We start from the raw sequence: 14055 nt of genomic DNA on the forward strand, positions 1-14055 counted from the left end.
CTTTTGCTTTATCGCTGTATGAAATGTACAGTGCTCTACCAATTGAGCTATATCCCTTTTCGATATGGACACTAGGAATCGAACCTAGACCTTTAAGATCTCTTGACCTAGAAGAAGGGCTTCGGAAATGGCTTCGTAGATTTTAGCCTACAAAATACCAACCTTCTTCTTGTATGTTTCCCAACATACGATACGTTGAGCCACCGAACCATTTCTAGTCGGGTACCTCTAATACTGCAATACGCTCCGCAAGACTGGATTATCTCCACGTAACCTATTACTACAACTTTTTCTATTGATGTCTCCATCTCAAGCCTCCTTTAAAATTGGCTATAAACCCTAACATACTTCAGCGGTTGCCCCTAGCATGTTGTGACTTATGTTGGTTGCTTGCTTACTTGTACTACTTTTAAAAAAGCAGTCTCCATTTGCAGTGCCTGCAAACAGATTTATCCTTGTTACCAAGTTTATCTAAGGACGATAAGCCGCCCCATTACACATTAACCGAAATTAATCTGTAACGATTGTTTTGTATTACGACATCCAATTTTAAGATGTCATAAATTGTCAATGAACGTTTTTGTGGAACAGACAGGAATTGAACCTGTATCTCTACATTTTCAGTGTAGCGCAATGACCAACTTTGCTACTGTTCCTCATTTAAGTGTGTAGATTGATAAAATCAGTGCCAATTTAAGTTGTAAACTCAATAGGACTCGAACCCATACCTCAAAATTCGTAGTTTTGAATGCTATCCATTACACCATGAGTTTATATTAAAATTTGTGGAAGTGGTAGGACTCGAACCTACATGCTTTAAAAGACCTAATTTTAACTCATTTTTTTTCATTTCTTTTATAGGTTTCGTTGAATTCGTGAACTCATTTCAGTCAGGCGAGCCAACCATTTGCTCAACACTTCCTTTTAAAAATCGGCAAACTAACTTATAGCTTAATTAAAAATTAGTGTTGCCGATTTTCTCCTTCCCTTTTACAATAAATTATTTAACCGATTCTGAAACCATCTTTTTGGTGCTTCTTCAGTTTCTTTTTTGGCCTGATTTTCTATAATTCTGTCTTCATTTTCTTGAGCTTTTCTCTTCTTTCTCACTCGAGCAAGAACTCCATCAACGAAGCTTATAAAATCATCATTTAAAGCAAACTGTTTTGCATCCTTCAAAGACTTAATAGCGTCTTGATATTTTGCTATTCTCTCAAATAATTGTCCTTGTAATAAAGCGATACTTGCCTTATCAATAGCTTTTACAGTAAAAGCAAAGTCAATTAACTTTTGAGCTTCTTCAAAATCCTCATTGTTTATTAAAAGCCTTATATAATCTGGATAGATATCTGGGACATCTAACCTGCTCGCTAAGGCACTCTCAAAATAGCTTTTAGCCATATCATATTCGCCCAATTGTTCGTAATGCACTTTGGCCATTAAGTGCAGGGCTTTCACATTTTCCGGATCGTATGCTAAAGCATAATTTAATGCTTCAACAGCTTTTTCTAATTCCCACGGATAAGCTTCAATAGCTCTAAATAAGTGGATGTTATATACATTGTTCTCCATAATACTTCATAGTTGTGCCGAATGAATTTGTATAAATTCAGCAGGTTATTGTTTTAACTCTTTCGGTGTTAAAACTGTTTAGACCGACCTATTCTAAATGCCAGGAATAAAAAAATCCGAAACAGTTTACTTGCTTCGGATTATTATTAGAAAAGTAATTTTACCAATAATACCGAAGCCCTATAAATGACCCTAAGTCATCACTAAAAATTTGAAATGCTACTATGTACTTTAGCATGGCTTCTTTGTTTTTAATCTGAAATAAATTTCAGAATTCTTATTAATTATAGTTTGCAGATGATTAATAAATTCTGCGATGCAAAGATGAGAAGTATTTTTTAATTTCCAAATAAAAATTGAATTTATTTATTTGATTATCAGGTGTTTGCGTTTGTTTTAAGCAATTAAATCCCTGTCCGCATAGTGCAGATATTTGAAGTTTTTTGCAAGCTTCTGTTTTTCAATAGCTTAATCTTCAATCTTTATATTTTTAATTTTTAAAATCTATTTTCAAATTTTTTGAATTTTTTCATAAAAAAAGCGTCCAATTTTGTTGGACGCTTACTTCTATTTATAGTTTTCTCTCTTTTTCCTTACATAAAAGATGATTAAAAATAGACACATATCGTCCTAGACCGTTGAAATAATTCGATACTATTTCCGCGATAATCCCACTGATACATCAGTGATTTAGGTGCTCTATGTGCTATTGTATTTATCATTATGGGCACAAATATGCAATTTTTTAGACAATCAATTCTAATGAACTACTCATTGATACTAAAAAAACCAATCAAAATGAAATTAGATTAATTATGAATAAGACTAAGAACATTGGTAAACTTTATATTAAGTGATATAGTCAGTATCTTTACAAAAAAAGAAATTATGTTATCAAAGACAATAGAAGATGCTTTAAATAAGCAGATTAGAATAGAGGCTGAATCATCTCAAGTGTATTTGGCAATGGCCGTTTGGGCAGAAGTTAAGGGATTAGAAGGAATTTCTAATTTTATGTATGATCAATCTGATGAAGAGCGTGAGCACATGCTAAAGCTTGTAAAATTTGTGAATGAGCGAGGTGGACATGCGCATGTTTCAGAATTGAATGCGCCTAATGTCACTTTCAATTCGTTCCAAGAAATGTTCGAAAAATTATTAAAACATGAAATTTTTGTTTCTGAAAGCATTAATGAATTGGTGCATATTTCACTACAAGAAAAAGATTATGCCACACACAACTTCTTACAATGGTATGTTGCTGAACAGATTGAAGAAGAAGCTGTAGCCAGAACTATCTTGGACAAAATAAACATGATTGGTGATGATAAAGGTGGCTTATACTTATTTGATAGAGACATACAGCAGTTAACCGTAAATTCAGCTGCACAAGATTTAGGTCCAGTATAAAAATGTTAAATTTTATTTAGAATAAATTAAAATAGTTATTTTTGCGCCGTTGATAACGATGAAAATCGATGGGCAAAAAAAAAGAGAACAAAAAACTTAAAAAAGAACGCATTAAAGTTCTTAAAACAAGTGGCACGGATTCTTTAGGAAAAGTAAAGAGCAAATGCTGTAAAAAGTATAAAAAAGCAGAACACAAGCGTTGCAAAAAATGTCCGTGTTTTGATCTTCTAAAAAAAGTGGCTTAACGCCATCAAAAAGTCCTCAGAATTGAGGACTTTTTTTATAAGGTGACTTACCTTCATTGGTGTATTTATATTACATATTAAAACTACTTTTTGTAACTAATGTTACTTCAATAACATTGAAAATAAGGTAATTTTGATTGGTTTCATTTTTAAATAATTCATTAATGAAAAATCTAAACCTACTTTTATTATTTTTTGTTGCACTACTTTTTAATTGTAATAACAACAATACAGATCCATACGGTCAACATCATTCATCTCATAGTGAAGATGCCATTACTGCAGACACTCATCCGGGAAAAAGACTTTTAGAAACACAATGCTATGTTTGTCATAATCCTAAAGGACCAGAAAAAGATGGAAGAATTGCACCACCAATGATTGCAATTAAAAAGCACTATATAAATGATAACACCTCAAAAGAAGAATTTAAGGAAGCGTTATGGAACTTCTTAAAATCACCTTCAAAAGAAAAAGCAAAACTACATGGTGCGGTGGAAAGATTTGGTTTAATGCCATATCAACCCTATCGTCAAAAAGATATAGAAACTATAGGTGATTATATTTATGACTATGACATCGAAGAACCTTCTTGGTTCAAAGCGCATTGGGAAAAGAGACATCGTCATAAAGAACAACAATACGAAGAGTAAAAATGATTAGATTTAATTCTACCAACCTTTCATCACAATTAGTCGTTCAAATATATACACTCGAAAAGATTTAAAATACAGTATAAATGAAGTTAGAAGTCTATCACATATCCTTTACCACTGATAAATATCATGTTTTTAACTAAAGATTTAAAGTACTTTTCGATATCATAAAACTATACTATTATGTTAACATATAATCTCACAAATTACGGATGGAATAACGGTGTTTTAATGATTGCCGTTTTTGCATTAGTCTGCTTAATTCTTATTGGTATCTTAATTAATTTTATGACCAGTGGCGGAAATAAAAAAGAACCCGAAGAATAAACTTCCTACTTAAACACATTATTGTTTTAAAAAACAGAAAATTCTTTTTATAAAAAATGGCCGCTAGTTGCTGGTGGCCTTTCTCTATTTAAAACTTAATATTTTATTTTGTTTATATATTTTTACGATATATTCAACATATGTTCGTTTTTGTTCGTTTTATGTCAAATTATATTAAACATTATTAAATTTTCCGTAATTTATTGGTGTTTCTATTCAATTATTTTCATAGATTGAAGCCAACTAATTAAAACAATCTAATATAATGGCAAATGTTTTATGGCTTCAAGGAGGGGCATGTAGTGGCAATACTATGTCTTTTCTAAATGCTGAAGAACCAACCGTTGTCGAGTTAATAACAGACTTTGGACTCAATATTCTTTGGCACCCTACCACCGGTCTCCAAATCGGTGATCAAGTTCAAGATTTATTAAAAGACATTCTTTCAGGCAAAGAACAAATGGACATTCTTGTCTATGAAGGCTCTTTAATTGAGGGTCCTAATGGCACTGGTTCTATGAACTACTTTGCAGACAGACCAATGAAAGACTGGATTAAAGAACTTTCTGAGGTTGCAGGTTATGTAGTCGCTATCGGTGACTGTGCAACGTGGGGTGGAATTCCCGCAGTTGCACCAAATCCTAGTGAGTCAACTGGATTACAATTTCACAAAAAAGAAAAAGGTGGTTTCTTAGGTGCTGACTACGTATCTAAAGGCGGCTTACCGGTAATTAATATTCCTGGTTGTCCAGCACATCCAGATTGGATTACACAAATTCTCGTGGCTATTGCTGTCGGAAGAATAGGCGATGTGCAAATTGACGACTATCACCGACCTAAAACCTTCTTCACAGACTTTGTACAAGACGGTTGTACTAACGTTACTAATTTCTTACAAAAAACAGATGGCGGATTTGGTGAACGTGGTGGTTGCTTGTTCTATGAGGTTGGATGTAGAGGCCCAATGACTAGGGCAAGTTGTAATAACATCCTTTGGAACAGACAATCAAGTAAAACACGTACTAATCATCCTTGTTTAGGATGCACCGAACCGGGATTCCCACATAACGATCTTGCTAAAGGAAGTGTGTTCAAAACTATGAAGTATATGGGCGTTTTCCCTAAGGAAGTACCAACAGGACGAAGCAAATTAGCGTACTATATGGAAGCAGGTTTCCAGAAAGTGCTTCCTGTTAACAGAAAAGTGATGGAAACATCCAAATAACTAACTAAAGAAAGAATTAAAATGTCTGTAAAAGAATTAAATATATCACCTGTAGGACGCGTTGAAGGAGATTTAGATGTAAAGGTATACATTGATAATGGAAAAGTGACGCGTGCACATACTCAAGCAGCAATGTTTAGAGGTTTTGAAAAAATTATGGCAGGTAAAGATCCACAATCTGGATTAATTGTTACACCGAGAATATGTGGCATATGCGGTGGATCGCACTTATATTGTGCATCTTCTGCATTAGATACAGCTTGGGGAACGCAATTATCACCAAATGCATTATTACTTAGAGCAATTGGTCAAGCTACAGAAACCATACAAAGTATTCCGAGGTGGTTTTACGCCATTTTCGCTACCGATATGGCCAATAAAAAGTTTGCAAATAAACCACTATATCAAGAAGTAGTTAAACGTTGGGCAGCTTATGTGGGTGAAACTTTTCAAATAGGATTAACAGCGAGTGCTTTACCAGTGCAAGTCTATGCCTTATTTGGTGGACAATGGCCACACTCAAGTTATATGGTTCCTGGTGGTGTAATGTGTGCACCTACTTTAAAGGATATTACAAGAGCACACGCAATTATGACACAGTTTAAAAACGACTGGCTTGAGCCTGTTTGGTTAGGTTGTACCATTGAGCGCTACCTCGAGATAAAATCATGGGACGATATGCTGGCTTGGATGGAAGAAAGTGAATCGCACAAAAACAGTGACCTTGGATTACTAATAAGAGCCGGATTAGAATTTGGTTTAGATACCTTCGGTAAAGGTGTTGGTAAATTCTTAGCTTTTGGAACATATTTACATAAAGATCACTATAACAATCCAACGATTGAGGGTAGAAACGATGCTTTAATTAGTTCAAGTGGTTTCTTTGATGGGGAAAACTGGCATGAGTTTGATCACTTAAAAGTAAGTGAGCACGTAAAGCACTCTTGGTATAACAATCAAGAAGACGGATTGCATCCTTGGGATGAGCCACTTCCCGACCCAGCTAAATCAAAAACACTACATGATACAGATTTTGACGGACAGTATTCATGGGCAAAAGCACCAAGATATGATGGTCACGCTGTAGAAGCAGGACCAATTGCACGATGCTTGATGAATGGTAATCCTAATAATCTAGATCATCAAATCAAAGACCCATTCTTTGTTGATGCCTTCAAAAAACTTGGTGGTGCAAGTGTATTCACACGTGTACTAGCACGCGTACACGAAGCGCCAAGACTTTATAAATTAATAGACCAATGGCTATCTGAAATTGACTTAGATGGAGAGTTCTACATCAAACCTGTAGAAAAAGATGGTAAAGGTTTTGGAGCTACAGAAGCAGCAAGAGGATCTTTAGCACATTGGGTTGAAATTAAAGATGGTGTAATTAAGAACTATCAAGTTATGGCACCTACTACTTGGAACGTTGGACCTAATGATTCTGAAGGTAATCCTGGGCCGATAGAAGCCGCATTAGAAGGCATAGATATTGAGGATCCTAGCGATCCTGTTGAGGTAGGTATTGTAGCTCGTTCGTTTGATTCATGTTTAGTATGTACTGTTCATGCCCATGATGAAAAGAGCGGAGTTGAGTTATCTAAATTTAAACTATAACAATCAATATATTAATCATTAAAACTTTCTTAGGTCTTTTTGGACTCAAGAAAGTTTTTTAAGTTTTAGTGCACACATGAAAACAGCAATAATGGGTTTTGGTAACCCAGTTCGAAGTGATGATGGCATAGGTATGTACGTTATTGAAGAACTCAAAAAAAATATTGGTGAATCTGATCATATCAACATATTTGATATGGGAACGGCTGCATTTGAAGTTCTCTTTGGACTTAAAGGTCATAACAAAATAATTTTAGTCGACGCAGTAGTAAATAGTAACGAGCCTGTTGGCACCTTGTTTAAGGTTCCTGCAGAAGAAGTACTTAGAGCACCACAAGATGATCCATTGGTATTCTTGCACGGGATGAAATGGGATCAGGCACTATCCTATGCAAAAAAGATTTTGCATGATGAGTACCCAGAAGATATTCAGGTATATCTCATAGCGATTGAAAATACGAAGCTCGAAGTGGACTTAAGCCAGCCGGCAAAGGAAGCTGGTGACAAGGTTGTGCAACATATTTTGGAAGATTTAGCACAAGAAAAACTAATTAACGCATAATGGTTGCACTTAAGGCATCACATATACAATTAGATAATAGCATTGTTTCTAAGGTGTTTCAAAACATTCATTATGCCTATGTCGCTTACGCGAAAGCACAAAACCGATTACTTATTACGCCGGTAAGTAGCAAGTGGTTTGTAAAAATGTACGAGCCTACACAGTTTTTACTGAAAGATAAAAATTTAAAAGGCGATAAATCCATTGCAGTAAGAGAAATTTTAATTGATAATAATATTGAGCAACAGGATAGACCACTGAATTTCGAGGTTGTCGAAAAAACCAACTTGATTAAAATACAACTCTAATGTCTATAAAACCTAAAGATGAAGACGCATGGCTTTTAGACTCAGAGGTACAATCTAAAGTTGAAAAAATAAAAGGTCAATGGAAAGTATCACTTGTATTTATTGACACTAAAAATCCCCGAAGGATTTTAATACGTGAAATTGGTAATTATAGAAGTGAAAAACTGGCAAATATTAGTGCAAAATATATGCAACAAACGGCGGCGAGAGATCCTCGAGGCACTCAAAAAGTAAATAAAGATGGTTACAATTTTAACATCAACTAGTAATAAGAGTCAGGTAGAAGAAATTATCAAATCTATTGAACGCTTACATGAACTTGTTAATATAAATTCGTTTCTCGATAATACGCCTGAAATATTATATGATATTAAAGTATCGGAGAATATGTTATATACAAAAGCGGATTGGCTAGATGCAGAACCTCCATATGTTTTTCCTGAGGTTGAGTTTTGTTCTGATAATTTATTAGCCTTAGTCTTCTTTAAATTAAACAACCATTTAAAAGCGTTAGAATATACATCAAAAGATGGATTATTGGCGTTTCATATAATGATATCTTCATCAATAAAACAAGGGTTTGAAATAGACCTTAATATGGCTCAAGAATTTTTATCACCTCATAACGAGTGTATAGTAAGACACTATGGTAATTGCACCACATCAACAAGTTTTGACGCACTAAAAAACCTCTATTTATCAGCACTTATAAATTATAAAGATGTTGATTCAAAAGCATTCACTATAAAACACTATTGTAATTTATTATTTGAAGTAGGAAATTATGCTGAAGCTGAAGAATTTATTAGAAGCACACTTTATGAGAATCATCTAACACATATTTCTAGTATTTGTCTTAAAAACAGCTTAGCAACTGCAATGATGAGTCAGTTACAATATCCATTTAATGAAGAAAAGATTGATACTATTTTAGATCTGTATGACGAGTGTCTCTCATTTTATGAATCAATAAATGATTCAATTAATACTGGTTTGTGCTATGTAAATGCTTCAGAGGTGGCTAGCTATAAAAATGATTATGTCTCATCAAAAAATTATATTAATAAAGCGATTCTAATTTTTAAAAAAGAAGAGATTTTTGAATTATTAGGTGAAGCAAATCTTCGTAAGGCGAACTTGTTATATAATTGGTCAAAAAATGGAAGTCCGCAATATTACAAACCAGCAATAAATGCTTATCAGGATACTTTAAAGATATTTAAAAGAGATACGCATCCAGAACAGTTTGCAGACATTCATCATAATCTGGCCTTGATATATTCTGAAATTCCAGTGTCTCTTGAGGAGAAACCTATGTGGACAGCCTTTTGCGCTTCGTCCTTTAAAGAAGTCTTAGCAATTTATAAAAAAGAAACACATCCTTATCAGTTTGCAATGGCCAGTCATAATTATGCCACAGCACTTATGGGTTTCCCAGAAGCCAAATTACATAACAATACAGATAAAGCTTATGGTCTATTTGGAGATGCCTTGAGTATTAGAACGGCCATAAATTATCCTTTTGAACGTGCTTTAACACTTGTCAATCAGTTAGAATTGATGTGGCTAATGCACAATGAAACAGAAATAGAAGAAACAGAAAATTATGAGTTAATGCTTCAAAAAGCCAACGAAATTAAAACTTTGGTTACTGATGAAAAACTTGTCGCTACAGCAAACGAGCATATTGAAGCTTTAGAAAACCTTAAATCCGTATTGACAAAAAATGCACGAGACATCGATAGTAAGTAGTATAATGCGAACGCTCGAAATGGAATTTGAGCAAGAGCAGTTAAAACAGATGAAAGCCATTCACCTAAAAGTGGGCATTTTATCTAATATAGAACCAAGGCTTTTACAAAATGCATATGTAGCCTACAATCAGGCCAATCCTGGCTATGAACGTGTAGGTTTGCATATAGAGTCTGTAGATATCAAAGTAAAATGCGAAGTGTGCACGCACGTGACGCACGTTAAAAACTATCGTTTTTTATGTGAAAACTGTGGGCGACCCACAAAAAACATTATTCAAGGCGAAGAAATGTTAATACATAAAGTAGAATTTGAAGATTAAAAAAAGAAAGAAACTATGTGTGAAAAATCAACAACAGGACAGGCAGTAGAAAAATCAACAAAAGCACCTCGTGGTACCGTAGCCTGCGAGAACACAAATATCAACTTACTGAAGGCTAACGACTATGTAGCCGATGTGATTCGAAAGGAAATGGCCAAACACCAAACCTTATTAATCAACGTCACCTCATCTGCAGGAAGTGGTAAAACCACTCTAATGCAAAAAACTGCAGAACGCCTAAAGGACAAGTTGAATATGGCTGTAATGGTAGGCGACTTAGAAACGGAACGTGATGCAGTAAGAATTCGAGAAACAGGAATTCAGGCATTACAAATTGTAACTGGTGGTATTTGCCACTTAGAGTCACAAATGATTCATCAGGTGTTAGACCAATTCGATTTAGCAAATATCGATTTGTTATTTATTGAAAACGTTGGAAACTTGGTATGTCCTGCTTCTTTTGATTTAGGTGAAGATTACCGTGTTACACTTATTGCTACAACTGAAGGTGATGACAAACCAAAGAAGTACCCAAGAATGTTCTTAACGAGCGATTTAATGTTGGTGTCTAAGTCAGATTTATTACCGCATTTACCATTTTCTGTAGATGCCGTAACTAAAGATGCGAGAGAAGTCAATCACGAGTTAGAAGTGATTCAGATATCATCTTTGACTGATGAAGGTATCGATGCGTGGTGTGACTGGTTGGTGAAAAAAGTAGTAGCCAAGAAAGAAGGAAAGAACGTTTTGGTTTAAATGAGATAAATGAGCAATACCTATTGCATACAAATTTCGGGACGTGTTCAAGGCGTTGGGTTTAGACCTTTTGTCTATAACCTTGCTTTAGAACACCAACTCACCGGAACGGTAAGCAATAACGAAAACGGTGTGCTTATTTACATCAACACAACTGAAGCTCAAGCACATAAATTCTTAGATGCTATCATCGCTTCTGCGCCTAAAGTTTCAAAGATTATACAATCGTCAATTTCAGAAAGTGCGACTCAAAGTTTTAAGGCATTCAAAATAGTGCCTTCAGAGACCAAAGGTCAAATCAATATTCCGTTGACACCAGATTTTGCAGTTTGTAATAGCTGTAAAACTGAAATGGATGACCCAAAAAATAGGCGTTACAATTATGCGTTTACAACTTGTGTCACTTGCGGTCCGCGTTATGCCATTACCACAAAATTTCCTTTTGAACGTGTACACACCACAATCAATAGTTTTGAAATGTGTGGCACTTGTGAAGATGAATATACAGACCCAACAGACAGGCGATTTCATTCACAAACCAACTCGTGTGCAGATTGCGGGATTGCACTATCAATAACAGACAACAACGGAAATGTCATTGAAAGCAATCAAGACAGTATCTTAGATAAAGTTGCTAACATATTACATCAAGGGAATATCATTGCCTTGAAAAATACGAATGGGTATTTGCTGTGTTGCGATGCTTCTAATCCAGAAGTGATTCAAACATTAAGAATTCGAAAACAACGACCTAATAAGCCTTTTGCAGTTGTTTTTCCTTCTTTGGATGCGGTTCAAAACGCTTTTGTAATATCACCTTCTGAAGCTAATGCTCTGAGTTCTGAAGTCGCACCAATTGTAATTTTAAATAACAAAGTTTCAACTGGAATTGCAACGCAAACCATAGCGCCAGCACTCAATCAAACTGGTGTGATGTTACCACACACGGCCTTGTTGTATCTCTTGATGAAACGCTTTGGGAAACCAATGGTAGCCACAAGTGGCAATAGTCACGGATTGCCTATGATTTCTACTGAAAAAGAAGCGCAAAAAAAGTTAAATGGCATAGCAGACTACCTTGTACACCATAATCTTGAGATTAACTTTCCGCAAGACGATTCGGTGGTGAAATATGTTAATGACCAACGCATTATCATTAGACGTTCTCGTGGATTGGCGCCAAGCAATCTGTCTCAGAAATCTGAATTAGACAATGTGCTGGCCACAGGTGCTGATATGAAAAGTGCTTTCGCTATAGCGAAAAAAGAACAAACTTACATCAGTCAGTACTTCGGAAATCTGGCGAGTTATGATGTTTTGCAACGCTACACATCTACACTCAATAAATTCAAAGACATCTTTTCATTACAGCCAAAAGCAGTTTTGGTAGATAAACATATCAATTATTACAGCACGCAATTGGGTTATGAATTGGCCGAAAACCACAGCATTCCCACAAAAGCCATTCAGCATCATAAAGCGCATTTTGCGAGTGTGTTGGGTGAGCATCAACTGTTCGATACAGATAAACGCATTTTAGGTGTGGTTTGGGATGGTACTGGATTGGGTGATGACCAGCAGATTTGGGGTGGCGAGTTTTTTCAATACCATAACAACAGTATAGAACGTCTATCGCAATTCGAATATTTCGATTGGATAGCCAACGATAAAATGGCCAAAGAACCGCGCTTGTCCTTATTCAGTATTTTAAAGAAAGAACAAAAAGCTTTAATCGCTTCCAAATTCAACAAAACTGAATGGCAAGTGTATTCAAAAATGCTTCAGAAAAACGAGCTTAAAACCTCTTCGGTTGGGCGTTTATTTGATGCAGTAGCTTCCGCCTTAGATTTAGCAGATTTCAATACGTATGAAGCAGAAGCTTCTATGCAGTTAGAGCAATGTGCCAGTCAGTATTCAGGCAAAGCACCTATAGATTTTCTGCAAGCTGTGGATTATGACAAAATCCCTTCGGCATACATCATCAACGAGATTTTCAGACAATATCAAGCAGGTGTTTCAAAATCACTTTTGGCCTACAGTTTTATCTATACGCTGGCAAGATGCATTGAAAAAATTGCTTCAGAAAATAACCTACAAACCGTGGCGTGTAGCGGTGGTGTTTTTCAGAATAGTGTTCTGGTCAAACTACTGTTAGCATCGTCATTAGATATTAGATTACATAAAGACCTTTCGCCTAACGATGAAAACATCGCGTTTGGGCAATTACAATATTTTCAACATATAAAAGACCATAAAAATGTGTTTAGCAATACCCGGAAAAATAAAGGACATTACATTACAGCATAACGGCATGGTACGGATGGCCAAAGTCTCTTTTGGTGGCATTGTAAAAGAAGCCAGTCTTGAGATGTTACCAGATGCTACCGTTGGTGATTATGTGCTGGTGCACGTAGGCGTGGCCATTAGTAAAGTGAACGAAGAAGAAGCCCAAAAAACCTTTAAATATCTCGAAGAAATTGGGGAATTGGGCGAGTTAGAAGACGTAGATGAATACCTACCTAAAACAGAGGAGTTATGAAGTACATTAAGGAATACCGCGACCCAGAATTAGCAAAGAAATACCTCGAAGAGATTAAGAAAACCGTGACCCAACCGTGGTCTATAATGGAAGTTTGTGGCGGACAAACCCATAGTTTGGTAAAAAACGGCATTATAGAAATGTTACCTGATGAGGTCACTATGATTCATGGACCAGGTTGCCCAGTTTGTGTAACGCCTTTACACCTTATTGATAAAGCCATTCATTTGGCGCTCAATGAAAATGTCATTCTGTGTTCTTTTGGTGATATGCTTCGTGTGCCAGGTTCAAAAATTAACTTATTAGAAGCCAAGGCAAAAGGTGCCGATATTCGTATTTTATATTCGCCCTTAGAAGCTGTAAAAATCGCCGAAGATAATCCAGATAGAGAAGTCGTATTCTTTGCGGTAGGATTTGAAACCACAGCGCCTGCCAATGCACTTTCTGTGATTCACGCGCATAGAAAAGGTCTTACCAATTATTCCATTTTGGCATCACACGTATTGGTGCCACCAGCTATTAGAGCCGTTATCGATGATGAAGAAAGCCATATCGATGGTTTCTTGGCCGCAGGCCACGTTTGTACCATTATGGGAAATGCAGAATATCATCCACTATCCAGCGCTTATAATGTGCCTATCGTGGTGACAGGTTTTGAACCGTTGGACGTGCTTCAAGGTATTTTAATGGTCATTAGACAATTAGAAGAAGACAAGGCGCAAGTCGAGAATCAGTATAGCAGAATCGTGAAGGAAGATGGGAAT

15 protein-coding genes and 2 tRNA genes are annotated in these 14055 nt (G+C 35.7%); 14 read left to right on the plus strand and 3 right to left on the minus strand.

What is annotated here, in order from left to right; genetic code table 11:
• Nucleotides 1-583: 583 nt before the first annotated feature.
• The 3 genes from HRU50_RS12455 to HRU50_RS12465 all read right to left on the minus strand — a co-directional run bounded on the left by HRU50_RS12455 (nucleotide 584) and on the right by HRU50_RS12465 (nucleotide 1572).
• A tRNA-Phe gene (locus HRU50_RS12455) sits at nucleotides 584-656 on the minus strand.
• A 130-nt stretch (nucleotides 657-786) separates the two neighbouring features.
• Nucleotides 787-922: transfer RNA gene (locus HRU50_RS12460), tRNA-OTHER, on the minus strand.
• Nucleotides 923-990: 68 nt separating this feature from the next.
• Nucleotides 991-1572, minus strand: a complete 582-nt coding sequence (locus tag HRU50_RS12465) for a hypothetical protein (protein ID WP_296351419.1) — start codon at nucleotides 1570-1572, stop codon at nucleotides 991-993.
• Nucleotides 1573-2460: 888 nt separating this feature from the next.
• Between HRU50_RS12465 and HRU50_RS12470 the strand changes: the two genes are divergently transcribed.
• The 14 genes from HRU50_RS12470 to hypD form a co-directional block, all read left to right on the plus strand.
• Nucleotides 2461-2982: a ferritin gene (locus tag HRU50_RS12470; protein WP_296351420.1), complete on the plus strand. Its 522-nt coding sequence runs from the start codon at nucleotides 2461-2463 to the stop codon at nucleotides 2980-2982.
• Nucleotides 2983-3391: 409 nt separating this feature from the next.
• The gene (locus tag HRU50_RS12475; RefSeq protein WP_296351421.1) at nucleotides 3392-3880 is read left to right on the plus strand and encodes a hypothetical protein; all 489 of its coding nucleotides are present in this window, start codon (nucleotides 3392-3394) and stop codon (nucleotides 3878-3880) included.
• 186 nt (nucleotides 3881-4066) lie between these two features.
• A complete protein-coding gene (locus HRU50_RS12480; protein ID WP_296351422.1) occupies nucleotides 4067-4210 on the plus strand; it encodes a hypothetical protein in 144 nt (47 codons plus the stop codon).
• Between the two features lie 265 nt (nucleotides 4211-4475).
• Nucleotides 4476-5435: a hypothetical protein gene (locus HRU50_RS12485; RefSeq protein ID WP_296351423.1), complete on the plus strand. Its 960-nt coding sequence runs from the start codon at nucleotides 4476-4478 to the stop codon at nucleotides 5433-5435.
• A gap of 21 nt (nucleotides 5436-5456) precedes the next feature.
• Complete coding sequence (locus HRU50_RS12490; RefSeq protein WP_296351424.1) at nucleotides 5457-7052, plus strand: nickel-dependent hydrogenase large subunit; 1596 nt, start codon at nucleotides 5457-5459, stop codon at nucleotides 7050-7052.
• A gap of 76 nt (nucleotides 7053-7128) precedes the next feature.
• On the plus strand, nucleotides 7129-7614 hold the full coding sequence (locus tag HRU50_RS12495; RefSeq protein WP_296351425.1) for a hydrogenase maturation protease: 486 nt from the start codon (nucleotides 7129-7131) through the stop codon (nucleotides 7612-7614).
• The gene (locus HRU50_RS12500) at nucleotides 7614-7922 is read left to right on the plus strand and encodes a hypothetical protein (protein WP_296351426.1); all 309 of its coding nucleotides are present in this window, start codon (nucleotides 7614-7616) and stop codon (nucleotides 7920-7922) included. The genes HRU50_RS12495 and HRU50_RS12500 overlap by 1 nt, the downstream gene beginning before the upstream one ends.
• On the plus strand, nucleotides 7922-8188 hold the full coding sequence (locus tag HRU50_RS12505) for a hypothetical protein (protein WP_296351427.1): 267 nt from the start codon (nucleotides 7922-7924) through the stop codon (nucleotides 8186-8188). Before HRU50_RS12500 ends, HRU50_RS12505 begins: the two co-directional genes overlap by 1 nt.
• Entirely contained in the window at nucleotides 8163-9674 is a 1512-nt protein-coding gene (locus HRU50_RS12510) for a hypothetical protein (protein WP_296351428.1), read from the plus strand. Before HRU50_RS12505 ends, HRU50_RS12510 begins: the two co-directional genes overlap by 26 nt.
• Nucleotides 9649-9996 (plus strand): hydrogenase maturation nickel metallochaperone HypA, encoded by a 348-nt coding sequence (locus tag HRU50_RS12515; RefSeq protein ID WP_296351429.1) that lies wholly within the window; start codon nucleotides 9649-9651, stop codon nucleotides 9994-9996. Before HRU50_RS12510 ends, HRU50_RS12515 begins: the two co-directional genes overlap by 26 nt.
• 15 nt (nucleotides 9997-10011) lie before the next feature.
• Complete coding sequence (gene hypB, locus HRU50_RS12520; protein ID WP_296351430.1) at nucleotides 10012-10752, plus strand: hydrogenase nickel incorporation protein HypB; 741 nt, start codon at nucleotides 10012-10014, stop codon at nucleotides 10750-10752.
• Between the two features lie 9 nt (nucleotides 10753-10761).
• On the plus strand, nucleotides 10762-13059 hold the full coding sequence (gene hypF, locus HRU50_RS12525; RefSeq protein ID WP_296351431.1) for a carbamoyltransferase HypF: 2298 nt from the start codon (nucleotides 10762-10764) through the stop codon (nucleotides 13057-13059).
• A 4-nt stretch (nucleotides 13060-13063) separates the two neighbouring features.
• Nucleotides 13064-13291 carry a HypC/HybG/HupF family hydrogenase formation chaperone gene (locus HRU50_RS12530; protein ID WP_296351432.1) on the plus strand — a complete coding sequence of 76 codons (228 nt, stop codon included), beginning with the start codon at nucleotides 13064-13066 and terminating at the stop codon, nucleotides 13289-13291.
• Nucleotides 13288-14055 (plus strand): hydrogenase formation protein HypD (gene hypD, locus HRU50_RS12535; RefSeq protein ID WP_296351433.1); only part of this gene is annotated, 768 nt, incomplete at its 3' end. The genes HRU50_RS12530 and hypD, both read left to right, overlap by 4 nt.

The sequence above is a fragment of the Winogradskyella sp. genome (genome assembly GCF_013213835.1).
Taxonomy (GTDB): Bacteria; Bacteroidota; Bacteroidia; order Flavobacteriales; family Flavobacteriaceae; genus Winogradskyella.

What these genes read in the sequence shown, in the direction of transcription:
- HRU50_RS12465 (WP_296351419.1), bottom strand. Translation starts at nt 1,572, where the DNA reads ATGGAGAACAATGTATATAACATCCACTTATTTAGAGCTATTGAAGCT.
- HRU50_RS12470 (WP_296351420.1), top strand. Translation starts at nt 2,461, where the DNA reads ATGTTATCAAAGACAATAGAAGATGCTTTAAATAAGCAGATTAGAATA.
- HRU50_RS12475 (WP_296351421.1), top strand. Translation starts at nt 3,392, where the DNA reads ATGAAAAATCTAAACCTACTTTTATTATTTTTTGTTGCACTACTTTTT.
- HRU50_RS12480 (WP_296351422.1), top strand. Translation starts at nt 4,067, where the DNA reads ATGTTAACATATAATCTCACAAATTACGGATGGAATAACGGTGTTTTA.
- HRU50_RS12485 (WP_296351423.1), top strand. Translation starts at nt 4,476, where the DNA reads ATGGCAAATGTTTTATGGCTTCAAGGAGGGGCATGTAGTGGCAATACT.
- HRU50_RS12490 (WP_296351424.1), top strand. Translation starts at nt 5,457, where the DNA reads ATGTCTGTAAAAGAATTAAATATATCACCTGTAGGACGCGTTGAAGGA.
- HRU50_RS12495 (WP_296351425.1), top strand. Translation starts at nt 7,129, where the DNA reads ATGAAAACAGCAATAATGGGTTTTGGTAACCCAGTTCGAAGTGATGAT.
- HRU50_RS12500 (WP_296351426.1), top strand. Translation starts at nt 7,614, where the DNA reads ATGGTTGCACTTAAGGCATCACATATACAATTAGATAATAGCATTGTT.
- HRU50_RS12505 (WP_296351427.1), top strand. Translation starts at nt 7,922, where the DNA reads ATGTCTATAAAACCTAAAGATGAAGACGCATGGCTTTTAGACTCAGAG.
- HRU50_RS12510 (WP_296351428.1), top strand. Translation starts at nt 8,163, where the DNA reads ATGGTTACAATTTTAACATCAACTAGTAATAAGAGTCAGGTAGAAGAA.
- HRU50_RS12515 (WP_296351429.1), top strand. Translation starts at nt 9,649, where the DNA reads ATGCACGAGACATCGATAGTAAGTAGTATAATGCGAACGCTCGAAATG.
- hypB (WP_296351430.1), top strand. Translation starts at nt 10,012, where the DNA reads ATGTGTGAAAAATCAACAACAGGACAGGCAGTAGAAAAATCAACAAAA.
- hypF (WP_296351431.1), top strand. Translation starts at nt 10,762, where the DNA reads ATGAGCAATACCTATTGCATACAAATTTCGGGACGTGTTCAAGGCGTT.
- HRU50_RS12530 (WP_296351432.1), top strand. Translation starts at nt 13,064, where the DNA reads ATGGTACGGATGGCCAAAGTCTCTTTTGGTGGCATTGTAAAAGAAGCC.